General features: G+C 54.3%; 17 protein-coding genes and 1 pseudogene. 5 read left to right on the top strand and 13 right to left on the bottom strand.

Annotated elements, in window-relative coordinates:
* The first annotated feature begins 11 nt into the window (after nt 1-11).
* The 4 genes from RGCCGE502_RS32610 (at nt 12) to cysC (ending at nt 4,724) form a co-directional block, all read left to right on the top strand.
* On the top strand, nt 12-1,064 hold the full coding sequence (locus RGCCGE502_RS32610; protein WP_016558497.1) for an aldo/keto reductase: 1,053 nt from the start codon (nt 12-14) through the stop codon (nt 1,062-1,064).
* A gap of 69 nt (nt 1,065-1,133) precedes the next feature.
* The gene (locus tag RGCCGE502_RS32605) at nt 1,134-1,889 is read left to right on the top strand and encodes a sulfotransferase (RefSeq protein WP_016558496.1); all 756 of its coding nucleotides are present in this window, start codon (nt 1,134-1,136) and stop codon (nt 1,887-1,889) included.
* A gap of 1 nt (nt 1,890) precedes the next feature.
* Nucleotides 1,891-2,790 carry a sulfate adenylyltransferase subunit CysD gene (cysD, locus tag RGCCGE502_RS32600; protein WP_016558495.1) on the top strand — a complete coding sequence of 300 codons (900 nt, stop codon included), beginning with the start codon at nt 1,891-1,893 and terminating at the stop codon, nt 2,788-2,790.
* Nucleotides 2,790-4,724, top strand: coding sequence for an adenylyl-sulfate kinase (cysC, locus tag RGCCGE502_RS32595; protein ID WP_040676176.1), 1,935 nt, complete (start codon nt 2,790-2,792; stop codon nt 4,722-4,724). The genes cysD and cysC overlap by 1 nt, the downstream gene beginning before the upstream one ends.
* 61 nt (nt 4,725-4,785) lie before the next feature.
* Here cysC and nifT read toward each other — a convergent pair whose 3' ends face one another.
* The 7 genes and pseudogenes from nifT to RGCCGE502_RS32565 all read right to left on the bottom strand — a co-directional run bounded on the left by nifT (nt 4,786) and on the right by RGCCGE502_RS32565 (nt 9,318).
* A complete protein-coding gene (gene nifT, locus RGCCGE502_RS36130; RefSeq protein ID WP_016558493.1) occupies nt 4,786-4,992 on the bottom strand; it encodes a putative nitrogen fixation protein NifT in 207 nt (68 codons plus the stop codon).
* Between the two features lie 4 nt (nt 4,993-4,996).
* Complete coding sequence (locus RGCCGE502_RS32590; RefSeq protein ID WP_016558492.1) at nt 4,997-5,197, bottom strand: nitrogen fixation protein NifZ; 201 nt, start codon at nt 5,195-5,197, stop codon at nt 4,997-4,999.
* Nucleotides 5,198-5,243: 46 nt separating this feature from the next.
* A complete protein-coding gene (locus RGCCGE502_RS32585) occupies nt 5,244-5,438 on the bottom strand; it encodes a 4Fe-4S binding protein (RefSeq protein WP_016558491.1) in 195 nt (64 codons plus the stop codon).
* Nucleotides 5,439-5,570: 132 nt separating this feature from the next.
* A pseudogene (locus RGCCGE502_RS38515) lies at nt 5,571-5,837 on the bottom strand (FeMo cofactor biosynthesis protein); the annotation flags it as partial.
* A gap of 343 nt (nt 5,838-6,180) precedes the next feature.
* A complete protein-coding gene (gene nifA, locus RGCCGE502_RS32575; RefSeq protein ID WP_280114312.1) occupies nt 6,181-7,875 on the bottom strand; it encodes a nif-specific transcriptional activator NifA in 1,695 nt (564 codons plus the stop codon).
* A gap of 318 nt (nt 7,876-8,193) precedes the next feature.
* On the bottom strand, nt 8,194-8,598 hold the full coding sequence (gene nifW, locus RGCCGE502_RS32570) for a nitrogenase stabilizing/protective protein NifW (RefSeq protein ID WP_016558488.1): 405 nt from the start codon (nt 8,596-8,598) through the stop codon (nt 8,194-8,196).
* Between the two features lie 399 nt (nt 8,599-8,997).
* Nucleotides 8,998-9,318 carry a HesB/IscA family protein gene (locus RGCCGE502_RS32565; protein WP_016558487.1) on the bottom strand — a complete coding sequence of 107 codons (321 nt, stop codon included), beginning with the start codon at nt 9,316-9,318 and terminating at the stop codon, nt 8,998-9,000.
* Nucleotides 9,319-9,612: 294 nt separating this feature from the next.
* Here RGCCGE502_RS32565 and RGCCGE502_RS32560 point away from each other — a divergent pair, with 294 nt between their 5' ends.
* Complete coding sequence (locus RGCCGE502_RS32560; RefSeq protein ID WP_016558486.1) at nt 9,613-10,269, top strand: nitrogen fixation protein NifQ; 657 nt, start codon at nt 9,613-9,615, stop codon at nt 10,267-10,269.
* A 19-nt stretch (nt 10,270-10,288) separates the two neighbouring features.
* Here RGCCGE502_RS32560 and rpoN read toward each other — a convergent pair whose 3' ends face one another.
* From rpoN to RGCCGE502_RS32530, 6 genes are all read right to left on the bottom strand, one after another.
* Nucleotides 10,289-11,719, bottom strand: coding sequence for an RNA polymerase factor sigma-54 (gene rpoN, locus RGCCGE502_RS32555; protein ID WP_016558485.1), 1,431 nt, complete (start codon nt 11,717-11,719; stop codon nt 10,289-10,291).
* Nucleotides 11,720-11,768: 49 nt separating this feature from the next.
* Nucleotides 11,769-12,308 (bottom strand): peroxiredoxin, encoded by a 540-nt coding sequence (locus tag RGCCGE502_RS32550; RefSeq protein WP_016558484.1) that lies wholly within the window; start codon nt 12,306-12,308, stop codon nt 11,769-11,771.
* 304 nt (nt 12,309-12,612) lie between these two features.
* Nucleotides 12,613-13,407 carry a MurR/RpiR family transcriptional regulator gene (locus tag RGCCGE502_RS32545; protein WP_019280587.1) on the bottom strand — a complete coding sequence of 265 codons (795 nt, stop codon included), beginning with the start codon at nt 13,405-13,407 and terminating at the stop codon, nt 12,613-12,615.
* Nucleotides 13,404-13,991 (bottom strand): hypothetical protein, encoded by a 588-nt coding sequence (locus RGCCGE502_RS32540; RefSeq protein WP_016558482.1) that lies wholly within the window; start codon nt 13,989-13,991, stop codon nt 13,404-13,406. Before RGCCGE502_RS32540 ends, RGCCGE502_RS32545 begins: the two co-directional genes overlap by 4 nt.
* Entirely contained in the window at nt 13,988-14,668 is a 681-nt protein-coding gene (locus RGCCGE502_RS32535) for a methyltransferase (RefSeq protein ID WP_016558481.1), read from the bottom strand. The genes RGCCGE502_RS32540 and RGCCGE502_RS32535 overlap by 4 nt, the downstream gene beginning before the upstream one ends.
* Nucleotides 14,669-14,692: 24 nt before the next feature.
* Complete coding sequence (locus RGCCGE502_RS32530; RefSeq protein WP_016558480.1) at nt 14,693-15,511, bottom strand: nucleoside-diphosphate kinase; 819 nt, start codon at nt 15,509-15,511, stop codon at nt 14,693-14,695.
* Nucleotides 15,512-15,514 lie beyond the last annotated feature (3 nt).

The raw sequence follows: 15,514 nt of genomic DNA, 5'->3' as shown, positions 1-15,514 counted from the left end.
GAGATTTTGTCATGCAGTACCGCGCACTCGGCCGCAGTGGCCTGAATATTAGCGAATTCGGCCTCGGAACCATGAGCTGGGGCGAGCAAAATACGGAAGATGAGGCACACTCCCAGATGGATGCTGCTCTAGAGGCTGGCGTGAACTTCGTGGACACGGCGGAGATGTACCCCGTACCCCCCCGCGTTGACACCTACGGCTGCTCAGAATCGATCCTTGGCAATTGGCTTCGTAAAACCGGACGCCGACGTGACCTTCTTATCGCGACGAAAGCCGTCGGTCCCGCGCGCGCCGGTAAGGCTAACCTTCCTTACATCCGCGAAGGGCGCGTCAGCTACACACGGGCACACCTGTTTGAAGCAGTCGACGCGAGTCTTCGTCGACTACAAACTGATTACGTAGATCTTTTTCAGCTACATTGGCCCGACCGCAGCACGAACGTCTTCCAATCACTAGACTACAAGTATGAGCTCGATGATTCCGCTGTTTCTATCGTCGAGACGCTGGAAGCACTGGACGCTCTTGTCCAGAGCGGCCGTGTCCGACACATCGGCTTATCCAACGAGACGCCTTGGGGGCTTGCCAGCTTCCTGCATTTTGCGGATGTGCACGGCTACACGCGAGTAACGAGCATACAAAACTCTTACAACCTGCTCAACCTCGATTTCGAGCATGGACTTGCGGAGATGGCGTTGCGCGAAAAGGTCGGGGTCCTGGTTTATTCGCCGCTGGCCATGGGCATGCTGACGGGGAAGTACTTCTGTGGCGAACGCGCGGGTGGCTCAAGGCTGGACTTGTTTGGCCGTTTTTTTCGTTACAGCAATGAGCGGGCCCAAGATGCCGCATTCGCATACACGGCGCTGTTCCGGAAGCATGGTATTGATCCAGTGCATGGCTCCCTCGCGTTCGTCATCGGCCGGCCATTTGTCGCCAGCACTCTCATAGGCGCGACCTCGCTCGCACAACTGGAACATAATCTCGCGGCGGCGGACGTGAAACTGTCGGAGGAGCTTTTGGTCGGCCTGCAAGACATTTATCGCCAGTACGGATCTCCTTCGCCATGATGCCACGAGACGGCATTGCGCCATCAGCTTTGGCCTTTATGGACGCGGACATTTAAAGGAAATAGTGCAATGAACGTTACGACAAGGTTGGCAGAACCATTTGTCATTCTCGGCATGCCGCGAAGTGGCACGCATTATCTCGAAGCTCTCCTCAACCAGCACCCCGAGGTGCATAGCAGTGGCGAACTCCTCAACACCTTTGATGAAGATTGGTCAGATAAGGATCGGCTGCTGTTGCCCGACCGAGAACTACTGGAATACGCATATCGTAGCCTGCCGCGGATTGACAAGAATTTGCTACGCATCGGCTGCAAGATTAACGAACCTCAGTTCGAGGAGCGGCCGGGTTTTTTCGATGAGCTCGCCGGGTGGCCGGGGCTAAGAGTTATTTTCCTCAAACGGCGAAACACTCTCGAGTCTTTGCGCTCGCTAGTACAAGCGAGACAGAGCGGGAAGTGGTTAAAGTTACGGTCGATCCACGATGCAGCACCTCCGCCGAGCGTTCGGCTGCGGATTGAGGACTGCGAGATCTATTTCCAAAAGGCGGAGCAATTCCTGTCAAAGGTAAGAGCTTCGTTCGCACCATCCAACCTGCTGGTTATCGATTATGAGGATCTGATCAGCGATACTAACGCGTGTCTCTCCCAGGTTCTGAAGTTTATGGGGCTAGCACCATTGCAGCGGGTGCTTGAAACAGCCATCGAGCGTCAGGAAACAAGACCGCTCGAGCGATCTATCCAAAATTATGACGAGCTAAGACTCCACTTCCAAGATGGGCCGTATTCCAAATTCTTTGACGACCCCTGCCAGCACGTTGAGCTCTGATATGCGACAAAGCCATCTTCGATACCTTGAGTCTGAAGCGATCCATATCATCCGGGAAGTCGCTGCTAACTTTTCGCGCCCCGCTATCTTGTATTCCATTGGTAAGGATTCCTCGGTTCTGGTTCACCTTGCAATGAAAGCATTTTTCCCCTCGAAACCGCCTTTTCCGTTGTTGCATGTGGATACGCAATGGAAGTTTCGCGAGATGATAGAGTTTCGTGACCGTACCGCAGACCACTTTGGCCTGGAGCTCATCGTGCATGTTAACCGCGAGGGTGTTGAACAGGGCATCAACCCTTTCAAGGACGGCGCTAACACATACACGCACGTTATGAAAACGTTAGCTCTCCGCCAAGCACTTGACAAGCACGGCTTCGATGCAGCGTTAGCGGGTGCTCGTCGGGACGAGGAGAAGTCGCGCTCGAAAGAACGCATCTTTTCGGTCCGAAGCGCGCAGCACGCTTGGGATCCAAAGCGCCAACGCCCGGAGATGTGGAGGACGTATAATACCCGACTGGGCTCGGGTGAAACGATGCGTGTCTTCCCCCTTTCGAATTGGACTGAGATCGACATCTGGCATTACATTCAGATGGAGAAGATCCAGGTGGTGCCGCTATATTTTGCAGCACGCCGCCCGACCGTTCAACGGGGTGACCTAATCATCATGGTCGATGACGAGCGTATGCCTCTTCGACCCGACGATCAAATCTCGCACTCCATGGTGCGCTTCCGCACCCTCGGCTGCTACCCTTTGACTGGGGCGCTTAGGTCGCGAGCGACGAATGTGCGCGAAATTCTGGCAGAGATCTCCGCCACGCGCACTTCGGAGCGCCAAGGGCGGCTGATAGATCAGGACGAGGCTGGCGCACTCGAGATGAAGAAGCGCGAGGGATATTTCTGATGTCAGGCTCTCCAGTAGTTGCTCCAAAACTCCATGGCGCGGACACTCCGCCCGCTCCGGCGAAGTCACCGCTTCGGGTGATAACCTGTGGCTCAGTCGACGACGGAAAGTCAACGCTGATGGGACGACTGCTGTGCGATGCGCAACTGGTGTGCGAAGATCAACTGGCCAGCCTGTGTTCTGCCAGGGGTCACGGCGACGGTGAGCAGCTGAATTTTGCGCTGTTGTTGGATGGCCTCCAAGCTGAACGGGAACAGGGGATCACGATTGATGTCGCGCATCGGTTTTTTTCGACCCCGAAGCGCAAATTCATTGTGGCGGACGCGCCAGGCCATGATGAATATACGCGGAACATGGCGACGGGAGCGTCTACCGCGGATCTCGCTGTTATTGTGGTGGATATCCGGCAGGGAATTCTTCGTCAGACGAAGAGGCACACGCACCTCTTATCACTTCTCGGGATCCGTCACATTGTTCTCGCGGTCAACAAGATGGACCTCGTAGGATATAGCGAATCCCAGTATCTGGCTGTTCTCAACGACTTTAGGGCCTTCACCGAAACCCTCGGGTTTGCAACCGTAGATGCCATTCCGATGTCGGCGCGGTTTGGAGACAATGTTGTCTTTCGGTCGGAAAACATCCCGTGGTACGCGGGCTCAGTGCTTCTTGAGTATTTGGAGGATTTCGAGGCTTGCTCCACTGAGAAGCATAAGGTGCCGCGTTTCCCGGTTCAGCTTGTCATTCGCCCCCATTCCGAGTTCCGCGGCTACGCCGGTAGAGTAGCATCTGGTACGATTCGCGTCGGTGACCCCGTCGTTGTTGCCAAATCAGGCTCGCATTCGTCAGTTGCGAAGATTGTGACTGCTGACGGGGACGTTTTGTCCGCAAGAGAGGGGGACGCAGTCACACTGGTCCTTTCCGATGAACTGGATGTCTCCCGAGGCGACATCCTCGTATCTCCCTCGTCGTGTCCTTATGTGGATGATCACTTCCAAGCCTGCCTCATCTGGTTCGACCCTGATCCAATGCGTCCAGGCCGGGGCTATCTGTTGAGGACGGAGAACGACAGTGTCGAAGTGACCATTACGGCGTTAAAGCACCGCGTTGATGTTGATTCTCTACTCTGCCAGCCAGCAAGTACGCTGGAGATGAACGAAATCGGAGTGTGCAACATCTTGGCGCAGAGGCCGCTCGCATTCGACGCATACGAGCAGAATCGCTCGACCGGAAACTTTGTTTTAGTAGACAGAGCAAGTGGCGCGACCGTCGGCGCCGGAATGATGGTTTCTCCCCTTCGCCGCCCTCGCAATATACATTTGCAATCCCTTGACGTTTGCAAAGCTTCCCGTGCCGAAATTAAGGGACAGCAACCAGCAGTCTTATGGTTTACGGGGCTGTCCGGATCTGGAAAGTCAACGATTGCAAACGCGCTGGAGACGTTGCTCCACGCCAGTGGCAAGCATACATATATTCTTGATGGCGATAATTTGCGCAACGGGCTCAATCGTGATCTTGGGTTCGGTGTCGTGGATCGAATCGAGAACATCCGGCGGGTGGCTGAGGTCGCGAAACTCATGGCCGACGCGGGGCTCATCGTCATCTGCTCATTCATCTCCCCTTTTAGAGAGGAGCGCCGTATTGCTCGGGAGCTTATGGATGAGGGCGAGTTTGTGGAAATCTTCATTGATACGCCGCTTGAGGAATGTGTGAGACGTGATCCGAAGGGACTTTATGAGAAAGCGTTGAAAGGTGAGATCACGGAGTTTACAGGGGTTTCGTCGCCGTACGAACCTCCTGAACAACCCGAACTCCACCTCAAGACGGTTGGTCATGAACCGACGATGCTGGCTCGTGAAATCGAGAGCTTCCTCAGGGAGCGGACCAGGACGCATATTGGGACGAAATTCTGGTTAGGACAACCTATCGACAGGTGAACATCCGGACCATGAAATCGTGTACGGCAAGTTCATCTGGCATGACAGTATTCTGGCCTGCCTAGTCGAGCAGACGACGTGCTTCAACAGTTATCGGCAGGCGAGTGTCATCTGGCAGGTCTGGCAGGAGAAGTCGCCACCCATTTCGTAACAGGACGGAGCCGCCCCAGAGGCTCTCTTTTTCGAACTCGACTATTGGCTCTTCCAAATCCTTCTTTGGTACATATGCAGACAAGCCCTCAGGTGAACGCCGGATCATGACCTTCATCCTGCTAGTCCTTGGGCAGCAAATACGCGCCCATGCGGTCTTTCCCGCAGGCGAGTTCTCTTGCTCGCATACCGACAATAGCCGCTTCGGTCTTTCCCGGATAGGTGCCGTCGTTCTTAACGTCGATCCTGGCTATCACGAGGTCACCGGCCAAGAATACTGGCCTTGAGACGATCTCTACCCGCGGCGAAATTGCGATTCGCATAATTTACCTCTTGTTCCGAAATGGCCGACATGTGCGTGATCTGCGGTTAGGCCGGTACGCAGGTTTGAGCGACCGGACAGATTGAGACGCATTGCTGTGTGTCGAATTGGTCTTTGCACTCCGTGCACTTCTTCGGGTCGATAACATAATTGTCGCCCTTAAATTCGATCGCATTCGAAGGGCATTCGAATTCACATGCACCGCATTGTGTGCATTGAGAAGTAATGATCTTGAAAGCCATTCATCCGCTCCTTTCCTGTTTGAAGGGTCTAAAGCCTCGCGTATCCGGCACTTGTTTCAGCCGCGTAGACTGCGCTAATGGCAGTTTCAATGTATTGGAACCCCTGTTCGTCAACGGCATGGATGTCCGCGTTGCCCCGTCATCCAAGCGATCTTGAAGTGCTTTCAAGTCCCTTGGGGTAGAAGAGCGCCGTCCTGTGAGGCCAAAAAATTGCCGTGTGCTGGATCCGAAAATGAGCGGCATAATGTTGTGCAAAAACGCTCCATGCTCCTTAACCCATCTGTTCACCTCAATCAGATGCCTACTATTCACGCCGGGTATCATAGCCGAGTTTATCTTTGTTAGGATGCCCCGCTCCGCCAGCATTTCCAGGCTCAGCATCTGCCGCCTGTGCAATATTCAGTGGCGTCCCTCCCGGTGAGGGTTTTGCGCTGGGCAGGCTGTCAGGCGAAATCAATAATGTGGTCATTAAACACCTTCGTCCTTTGTGAACATGACGGGCTAATTAGCAACATCTGTGCCAAGTGTGATGGTTGCCAAGCCGACTAGGCTGATGGGGATCTCGTTGGCAGCAAGAAACCGCTGCTGTAGCATTGACGTCTTGGCAACAGCTGGATGTAGTGATCCCAACGTTACATTCCGCTCTTTTTCGTTTGCGATGAGAAAACGGTCATGAACACCTCCCTTCAAGAGGTGCCGACACTATCCAAAATTGATGCTGCCGCATCCTGCCGAAGTATCGCTAGAATTTCTTCACATCGACGCGGTGCCGCCGGAGGGCGTAACCGACTTGCCGAGGTGTGATACCAAGCAGCCGGGCCGCTTTTGCCTGCACCCAGCCTGCTCTTTCCATAGCATTGATTAAGCGATCTCGCTCGGTTAGACGAGGTGAGATCGCCGGACAAGACGGATCAGCGGGATCACAGATCTTCACGGGAGCTGCGATTGGGTGCGGTTCGCGTCCAGCCTCTACGCCAAGGACGTGAGCGCCTTCGGGCGATTGACCACCTTTAGCAAGCTCATCGACTGCTCTAATGGTGCTTGGATCTGCATCCCCCCTCCAGAGGCGCGCGGAAAAGCATTGCCCGTTTTGGCACGCAAAGTCACACGAGACAATCGTTGTCGAGCGGGCAAGGGTGGCGGTCCTCCGGACGCAATTCTCGAGCTCCCGAACATTACCCGGAAAGTAGCATCGGGAGATTAGATCGATCGCTGAAGCCGCAAACTCCATGCTACGAGCGTTCTCCTCGTTGAACCGGTCGAGGAATACTTGCGCGAGGCGCGGTATGTCACCCGATCTTGCCCGAAGAGGCGGCAAAAGAATTGGAACGACGCTGATTCGGTAGTACAAGTCTGCCCTGAATTCTCCTCTGGCGACCGCCATCTCTAGATCTTTATTCGTAGCGCAGATAAGACGGACATCGACCTTTAACGTCTTCATTCCGCCAAGGCGCTCTAACTCACCCTCCTGTAAAACGCGCAGAAGTTTAGCTTGAAAGGCGGCCGAGATTTCTCCGATCTCGTCGAGTAGCAGGGTTCCTCCATTCGCCAGCTCAAACCGGCCCGCGCGCTGCCCAGTAGCTCCTGTGAATGCACCCTTCTCATGTCCGAAAAGCTCCGACTCTAAGAGTGTTTCCGGCAGCGCGGCGCAATTCAGCTTGACGAATGGCTTTTTTGCGCGTGGAGAAAGCGCGTGGATCGCCTTCGCGAAGAATTCCTTTCCGGTCCCGCTTTCACCGCGCAGAAGCACGGTGGTGTTCGTCATAGCTGCGGCCGAAGCGATCTCGAGGACCTGCTTTAATGCAGGGCTCTCACCGACGATCCAGTCAACCTTGCTTCGCTGCTCCAATCGCGACTCTCGAACCGCCTCGTCCGGCTTCGAGCCTACCGCGACGACTTGACGATCCGATCCCCTAAGCTCACGATCCGACTTAATTGCCTTGCCGACGAGAGTTGCCACTATTGTCAAAAATCGCACGTCATCGTCAAAGCAACCTGCGCCTGAATCATCAAGGTAGCGATCGATCCAAAGTGCTCCTAGTGTTTCCTGCTCAGCTTGTAATGGCAAGCCGATGAACGTCACAGCCGCCGTCTCGCCACGCGTAGCCTTAGAAGGTTCATGCAGAAATAGCGCTGACGTTCCAATGTCCTTTACGATAAGGGGCCGGGCGCTCTTGACGATGTGCTCAAGTAGACCTTCCGGAAGGCCGCGATCGGCGGCATTGTTGGAAGTTTCGATCATCACCGAGAGGGCAGGGTCTTCTTTTCCAGCACTTACTGTGATTGCCCCACGGCGCAACGGTAGAAGAGATGGAAGCACCTCAGCGACACTGGCCAATTTTCTATCCAGACGCATAGGGGCAGCGAGTAGCCTCGATATTTCGTGGAGCTCGCTGCCCTTCGTCGTTTCTGGCGTTTCGCTCGAAAATCTTCGCAAAGGACCAACTTCATCAATGCGAGCACGAGACGCGGTCGCTCTACTCCTCAGGTTGCTCTTGGTATTTAACGCAACCAACGTGTGTGTATATATACAGCGTCATGTATCTTAGAGGCCATTCCTGAAATTACAAGCTTCTTTGACAAATACGATTCAACGAGCGGATGTGGCACACTCGCGCCATCTGTCTATCCAAACTTGAACAGCACCCCAAAAACCTTCCGCGGGCAATTCGATCTCACCTCTCGCCCCATAAAGGCTTAGATGGCAAGGGGATCTTGAACGCCAGCGTAAGCTTTCCGACAATAGGATGTTCCGCTACGACGTCGGTGCCTCGCCGAAGCGCTTGAGGACGCTCTCGAAGGGCACAAACGTGGAATTGCGGCCAATATTGTGCTCAGTAGCACAAAGAGGGTCATGATCCTGCAAGACTTTAAAAACGCGGTGGTGCAGCGGCGCCGAAGTCACAAAGTCTTCATAGGCTCGTTTGAGAGTGGCGCGAGCGCGCGCGGCAACAAGTTCTTGAGGCGCATCTTCGAGATCCTCGTCTGCAAGATACTGGCCCATGCGCTTCATGATATGCAGACGGGACGTCTCAAGCACCCTGCGCTCATATGCGACACCGAGCGTTTCGAAGAAATCTTCCGCTGCCGAAAGATTTCTCAGCTGCGAAAGGACTTCTACAACGCTTATCGGCCTGCTGTTATCGGGATTAGTTTTCATTGCGTTCTCCAATTGTATTCTTCTGCCGGTGCAAAATTCTTCTCGCTTGTAGGGTTGCTGGAGCCCACCTCACCAGGCGGAATTTCTTCTCAGGGTGTCCAGCAATGGACCGGAGACACGCCACAATCTCTGGTTAACGCCGAGCACGTGGTCGATATCCACATCAGAGTTGTCCCGCGAAAGGAGAAGCGGATGGCCCCCCTTGCGGAGGCTTTTTTTAACGCCCATGGCTGAAACAACATGACTTGGTCGAACTGATCCCGATCTGCAGGCGGCGCCCGACAAGTCTGCTGTGTCCAGGCAGTCGCTTTGGCGTGCGGCCACCCTATCTGGTCGAGCCCTAGGAGACCGCGATGACGCGGGCACCCGGCGACAGTGCAGATTCAGATACCGTACTCGCTAGGCAAACGACTTGCCACAGTCGCAGGGGTCCGTGGCGTTCGGGTTGTGGAATACGAAACCGGAATCCTCCAAGGTGGTTACGAAGTCGACTCTCAGGCCATTGACGAATGCTTGCGATCCTTTGTCGATAAACAAACACAAACCTCCCGTCTCTACAACGGCGTCGCCCGGCGCTCGGCTGGTCTCTACCCCCATCACATACTTGAAGCCCGCGCAGCCCCCTTCCTCAATTTTAATGCGCAGGCCTTTAGCAGGCTCCGCAGTCTGTTCAATGGCGGCTTTCATTGCCGCAATAGCGCTATCAGTGAGAGTGATCATGGTTCTTCCTATCTTCGTCTTTGTGTTTGCTGCATTTGTCGTGCCAACCTTGCTCGCCTGATGCTGCTTTGAGGTTCACCGTTGAGAGGTAGGCGCGAAACCGGAGCTGCGGTCGCAAGAAAGTATGACACGGAGGGAAGCGGGCGAGGGGATATTGCGTCTTGTGTATTTCAAAGCTGTAGCCGGAGAGTCGACAAAAAAGGTTGGCGATTGCGGAACGGAATGGCACGGTTTTTGATGCTTACCCGATAGCCGGCTATTTGTGGTCGACTTACCCTGAGGAGAATCATTTTTATGTGGGATGGCAGCGAGAATACAGTGGTGACCGACCGATTTCGAAACAGGGTTGTTCGGACGGTCACAGAGCGCAGTTCTCGCAGAAAATTCCGCCTCGCGGACACCTGGGGTTGGCCGAGAATGGATGTGGAGATGGACTTTGACGATTATGTCCTCGCGAGGATCTTCTCGAGAGCACTCGAAGAAGTCGAAGCGGGAGAGGCTTCCGTGACAGAAGCGACGGGTCTTTCCCGAGAGGAGGTCAAAAACATCGTATACTGCTGCTTTCCTCTAAAGCTGATCGGCTCCCTCGCGATCGACCAAATAAAGGACCCGGAGCCCGGGGTAGAGGAGGGACTACTTCGCGACATTCTTCTGGCTCATGCCTGTCCCGATAGCCAAGCGAGCGTCCGCTTCGCCAAAATAGTCGCTAGACGCTGTATGAGAGACGGTCATCTTTGGCAAGAGCTTGGACTCGCCGAGCGGGGCGAACTCCATCGATTGATGGCTACGCATTTCCCCCGCCTCGCTGCTGGCAATAAAGATAACATGAGGTGGAAAAAGTATCTCTACCGAACCATTTGCGAGTCAGAGGGTTTCGCTTTGTGCAAGTCCCCAGGCTGCAGCGACTGCGCGGACCGTGAAGCATGCTTTGAGCCTGATGATCCCAGCTGATCTTCTCGCCTAGGCCTGATCACACAGTGGGTCGCGTTTGGAACTCCCGACGTCGGCGAAAGGAAGACGGTATATTCATCGTCTCTCGGTATTTCGCGACCGTCCGCCGTGCGATATCGATTCCGACGCGTCTTAATTCGGCTACCATTTCGTCGTCGGAAAGAACGCTATTCGCATCCTCTGCCGCGATCATCGCCTTGATCCGGTGGCGAATTGCCTCCGCAGAATGAGCCTCGCCTCCTTCTGAGGACGCGATCGACGATGTGAAGAAATATTTCAGCTCGAACACACCGCGTGGCGTGAGCATGTACTTATTCGCAGTCACACGGCTCACAGTCGACTCGTGCATCTCAACAGCTTCAGCAACCGTTCTAAGGTTTAACGGGCGAAGGTGAGCAACGCCATGCTCGAAGAAGGCACCCTGCTGGCGCACGATTTCGCTCGCCACCTTGAGTATGGTTCTTGCACGCTGATCTAGACTGCGAACAAGCCAGTTCGCACTTTGAAAACACTCGCTGAGGAACGCTTGCTCACTTGAATTGTGTCGAAATCGCGAGACTTCCGTAAAATAACTCTGGTTCAGCAGCACCCTCGGTAATAGCTCAGGCGTGAGCTCGATCTGCCATCCGCTGACAGGGGATGGCAGTACTCGGACATCAGCGATGATTGCCTCAGGTGCGCCCGAGTGGTACCGGTTGCCGGGTTTGGGATCAAGGGACCTTATCTCTTGCAGCATCTCCAGGAGATCTTCCTCACCGACGCCGCAACGATGCTTCAAGGCACGAAAGTTTCGCTGCGCAAGCAGCGGAAGGTTTGCAACCAACGCTTCCATGGCAGGATCTAACCTGTCTCGCTGACGCAATTGTATCTCAAGGCATTCTCTGAGATCTCTCGCGAAAATGCCGATTGGCTCAAAGCCTTGCAAAATTCTGAGTATTCGCTCTAGCTCGCTCTCCGGAAAGTTGGCCACCGCAGCGATCTCGCGAAGGTCGGCATGAAGATAGCCCGTATCATCCAGATGATCTGCAAGTGCACGCGCGATCAGTCTCTCATCGCACCTAAAGGGTGTAAGGGCGATCTGGCGGTCTACGTTTTCGTGAAGGGTTTCGGGCGCGGCAGCATACTCCTCAAAGCTCGGCATTGAATTGCCCGCCGATACGTCGGGGCTGCTACGGGTGGATTTCCATTCGCTTTGGGACGTCGATCCGTCGGAACTCGCCGACATAGCACCTCGGCTCTCAAGAGAGCCAGGCTCCGCGCTGCCCTGCGGCAGGGGACACGACCCACTGCCGGGCGCAAGTTCCAAGAAAGGATTTTTCTCCAGTTCCTGTTCGATGAACTGGCGTAACTCACCATGGGCAAACTGAAGGAGACGGATCGACTGTATGAGCTGGGGCGTGAAAACCAGCGATTGGGACTGCCGCTGTGTGAGGTTTGCTGAATACTGCATCCTAAGAGTGACTCCTGATTGACTTAGGGCAGGCAGACCATTTACTACATTAAGCCTCGGCGCCCCGCTTCAACCGCTCGAAGATATTTTGAGGCGAGGAAACCCCGTATGGATCTTCTTCGCAGTTGTCGGAATACCCTTCTTCCTCGAACAATTGCTCGACAGCGCCGTCATCGATCACTGCCGCATAGCGCCAAGAGCGCATGCCAAACCCTATGTTATCCTTTGCTACCAGCATGCCCATCTTGCGGGTGAATTCACCAGAGCCATCTGGGATAAGCTTCACTTTTTCCAAACCCAACGACTTACCCCAAGCATTCATCACCAAGGCATCGTTGACGGCTAAACAGTAGATCTCGTCGATGCCTATCTCCAGGAATCGGTCATAGAACTTCTCAAAATCCGGGACTTGAAACGTTGAACATGTTGGCGTGAACGCGCCGGGAAGGGCGAAAAGTAATACCCGCTTATGGTCGAAGAAATCCGAAGATGCCTTTTTCTCCCATCGGTAGGGATTTGAGCCGTCCATAGCTTCATCGCGTACACGAGTGTGAAATATGACGGAGGGTACTTTCATTCTAGCGGTCACGGTGCATCCTCGTCGGTCTGTCATTCGGCTTAATCATAGCAAGCAAACATGATGCCAACTGGCCGCGATTACAGACTAGCACTGGTATCTTTGGTGCGACGGTCCACAAGCAAGGGAAGGTAAGAACAACGTAAGCCTTCAACGTATGCGTTGTCACACTCCTTGCACTGCATGGGGAATGACTAACCGCGATTGCCGCCAAGTGAACGGTTTCGCCCCTCGGTCTGTCGGGAACCCAACAGTTTTTGGACCAGGGAAGTCAGCCTTCCGCCTGGGCGCGATTGCAGCAGTGTCATGCACGCGCTCATTGGCTCTGTAGACAGCGATGGATGTATTCACTCAGGAGGAGGATCGACGAAATGTGGAGGCAGGATCCGGGTTTTCGTATGGCGGGATCCGACGCTATGGTGATGGTCTCATTGGCGGTTTTTGCGACAAGACACGCCTCGTCGGCTGTTATCGCAATGGAGTGCGCGCCGGCAGTGCTCGCCCATGAAAGGAATTGCCATGATTCTTTCGTTGCCGCTGGCCAGAGTAGTCCGACGGCGACGCAAGACTGATTGAGCGTTCGAGCAAGTTCGGGTGAGCTCGCGCAGATAATGGGGAGACCGGTCCAGGCGAGGCGGGACGCGAGAATGTCGGCGCAGACGGAAGACGCGCCGGCCCCGAGCACGACGATCCTCTTTGCAGATCGCAAGCGACCGGCCAGCTTGATGACCTGTTGCTCATCGATCAAGCGAGCAGAGGCGGCGACAGCGCTTTGCAGCGTCTCGCTGAGAAGAGCGAGCTCCTTAGGGATATACAGGTTCTCTGTGGAGCATTCACCGCATGAACCGATAAACTTCGCTTTTTCTAGTTCTCCACTAAGAGCAATTTTGAACTCCCGGAAGCCGGAATATCCCAGTCTGCGGCAAAATCGCACTATCGACGCAGACCCGCTGTCTACATGGTGAGCAAAATCGTCGATGGATGAATTTATGACGAACTCTGGATCCTCAATTATTGATGCGGCCACACGTGCGAGCGCCGGAGGATATGCGCTGATAGCTGCGCGAATCCTATCGAGCAGAAGAGGATCGAGATGCACTGTGCCTCTCATGTTCGATCCGACAGTAGTTTCACGTCGGCGTCGGCTGACGGTTTTTCAGGTGCGGGCCGAGAAGTGCTATTTCCGGAGCGTTCTTGCTCGCGCTCGACCGGCCCAATATCAAGAATGCCTAGTGACATGAATTCTGGGATCCTCTGCCGACGGAGGGGAAGGAGCGCTCGAAGATCTTCTCCATGCTTGCTTAGAGGGTCTTCCTTGAACCTTGCCACTTTATAGGCAAGGACCTCCGCCAACGTTAGGCGCGTGCCAAGCTCCCTGTCGGCGACGAGTTGTGGGGCTTCTCCGGTTCCTATGACCCAATTTAATACAACCGCGGTTCCAAGCCTCTTGAATTTTACCTCTAGCTCGTTTTCAAGCTGAAGGAAGCTCGACACTTTAAAGCCTGCTCGGATTAGCGACCTAAGATCTCTGTCGAACGCGTCCGACAGAGCGTTGCCGCTCGCGTGATGAATATCGATGTCGTTCGGGACACGATCAAGGAAATCTGCGAGGATCATGCTTCCAGCAATCCAGCTATCACCGGAACGGTTACCTGAAATTGCCAACATGGCCAATCTTGTCGTTGCGTTCATCATGAAGCTGGAGCCGTCTTTTGGATAGAGAAAAGCCTATACGTGACTCCAACATCGGATGAAGGGGATGATCTAAGAAGGGTGGCACTGAGCAAATTCCTCTTAGCGATAGCCTCGAAAAGATCGTCCCTCGCGTTGCTCCCAAAGCCGAGAAGGATTCTTCCGGCTCCATTCAAACGCGAGGGCCCTTCTGAAAGGAAGCGCTCCAGCAACCGATATCCGGGATCGACCGCACCCCGCTCGAGATGATCACGAAACTGGTACTGATCCGGGGCATAGTAGGATGGATAATTCCAATAAATTAGATCAAAAAGCTGGTCGGTTTGAATATTACTAAAGATGTCGCTTTGGACAACGCGGATGTTGTTAATACCATTGCGCCTCGCGTTTTCGATCGTGTTAGCGACTGCCGCCGGGTTTATATCGCATGTCAAGATTGACTTTGCTCCACTCTTGGCAAGGTGAAGTCCAGGAAGCCCGAAGCCGCAGCCAATCTCTAGGATCGCCTTGCCTTGAAATGGAGGGAAATTTTCACCAAGCCATCGCCAACTTTGGAATTCCGCTGGCGGAAAGACGCCCTCGTTCACGACGAGGTTCAGGCCGAACTCTTCCATGTGAATGGGAAATGACTGTTGCTGACTGCGGGCCAGTTTGGCTCGTACTTCATTGAGAGTATCCATTCCGTGCCTCCTTAGAGCCGTGGGCTAGACGCGGTAAGGACCATAGTGATCCATCTGATGAATAGCGGGCTGCGCGGCCAGGTGATATTGCCAGGCCGGCATTGCAAGCAGTCCAGCCGACAAGATCAGCCGATCCCATCCAGAGAGCATCCCCGCGTGTTCAAGGAGCTCGTCCAGCCCTTCGGACTGCCCAGCCAGATACTGTTCCACGCTCCCCAATAGTGTTGACCTCGCCGCCAACAGGCGCGCACGGTTAGCGCAGAAGCGCACATTCGCCAAAGCGTCACCATTGAAGAGAGTCGGGAGTAGTTGCTCACCGAGGATCTCAAGTAGGATGCGTAACGAGGAGTGGGTCACGCGACCGCAATCGAGAGAACTCCACACCGTATCCATTTCGCGGGAGGAGCGGCTGCGAAGGATCGCCAATTCCGCTTCCATTATCTCGGCACTATCGCTAACGTGGATGAGATTACTCGCGGCGTTATCGCAGTAAAACAAACTACGAACCGTTCCCGCCGCTGCTTTCGCGGGATGGGAGTTTCCCTTAAGATCCTGCAGAAGATGAAGTGCGTCGTGACCTTTCCAGATGGTGACGCAAACCGGCCTCATATCGAACAGATCGACCACGATCGGCCAATGCGTTCCAGATGTAGACTTTGTTAGGCTATAAAATTGTTCGATTGAGTTTCGGCCATGAATGGAAAAGGATCGTTCATCAATTTTCAGCCCGCTCTTGAGTTGGATGAAATTGTCGAGAGAGGCTGTGAGTCCTGATCTCGCTACCTCCGGTCCGTAAACCGTCAAGCCCACAGAAGCTGTTATCCCGCTTTCCGCGCCTGTCATGAT

The sequence above is a fragment of the Rhizobium grahamii CCGE 502 genome (assembly GCF_000298315.2).
GTDB classification, from domain to species: Bacteria; Pseudomonadota; Alphaproteobacteria; order Rhizobiales; family Rhizobiaceae; genus Rhizobium; species Rhizobium grahamii.
Note: the sequence above shows the minus strand (reverse complement) of the source record. Positions and strands in the feature narration are given on the sequence as shown.

Bases quoted from the DNA above. Each gene is read 5' to 3' on its own strand.
- RGCCGE502_RS32610 (WP_016558497.1), top strand. From the start codon at position 12: ATGCAGTACCGCGCACTCGGCCGCAGTGGCCTGAATATTAGCGAATTC.
- RGCCGE502_RS32605 (WP_016558496.1), top strand. From the start codon at position 1,134: ATGAACGTTACGACAAGGTTGGCAGAACCATTTGTCATTCTCGGCATG.
- cysD (WP_016558495.1), top strand. From the start codon at position 1,891: ATGCGACAAAGCCATCTTCGATACCTTGAGTCTGAAGCGATCCATATC.
- cysC (WP_040676176.1), top strand. From the start codon at position 2,790: ATGTCAGGCTCTCCAGTAGTTGCTCCAAAACTCCATGGCGCGGACACT.
- nifT (WP_016558493.1), bottom strand. From the start codon at position 4,992: ATGAAGGTCATGATCCGGCGTTCACCTGAGGGCTTGTCTGCATATGTA.
- RGCCGE502_RS32590 (WP_016558492.1), bottom strand. From the start codon at position 5,197: ATGCGAATCGCAATTTCGCCGCGGGTAGAGATCGTCTCAAGGCCAGTA.
- RGCCGE502_RS32585 (WP_016558491.1), bottom strand. From the start codon at position 5,438: ATGGCTTTCAAGATCATTACTTCTCAATGCACACAATGCGGTGCATGT.
- nifW (WP_016558488.1), bottom strand. From the start codon at position 8,598: ATGAAAACTAATCCCGATAACAGCAGGCCGATAAGCGTTGTAGAAGTC.
- RGCCGE502_RS32565 (WP_016558487.1), bottom strand. From the start codon at position 9,318: ATGATCACTCTCACTGATAGCGCTATTGCGGCAATGAAAGCCGCCATT.
- RGCCGE502_RS32560 (WP_016558486.1), top strand. From the start codon at position 9,613: ATGTGGGATGGCAGCGAGAATACAGTGGTGACCGACCGATTTCGAAAC.
- rpoN (WP_016558485.1), bottom strand. From the start codon at position 11,719: ATGCAGTATTCAGCAAACCTCACACAGCGGCAGTCCCAATCGCTGGTT.
- RGCCGE502_RS32545 (WP_019280587.1), bottom strand. From the start codon at position 13,407: ATGAGAGGCACAGTGCATCTCGATCCTCTTCTGCTCGATAGGATTCGC.
- RGCCGE502_RS32540 (WP_016558482.1), bottom strand. From the start codon at position 13,991: ATGATGAACGCAACGACAAGATTGGCCATGTTGGCAATTTCAGGTAAC.
- RGCCGE502_RS32535 (WP_016558481.1), bottom strand. From the start codon at position 14,668: ATGGATACTCTCAATGAAGTACGAGCCAAACTGGCCCGCAGTCAGCAA.
- RGCCGE502_RS32530 (WP_016558480.1), bottom strand. From the start codon at position 15,511: ATGACAGGCGCGGAAAGCGGGATAACAGCTTCTGTGGGCTTGACGGTT.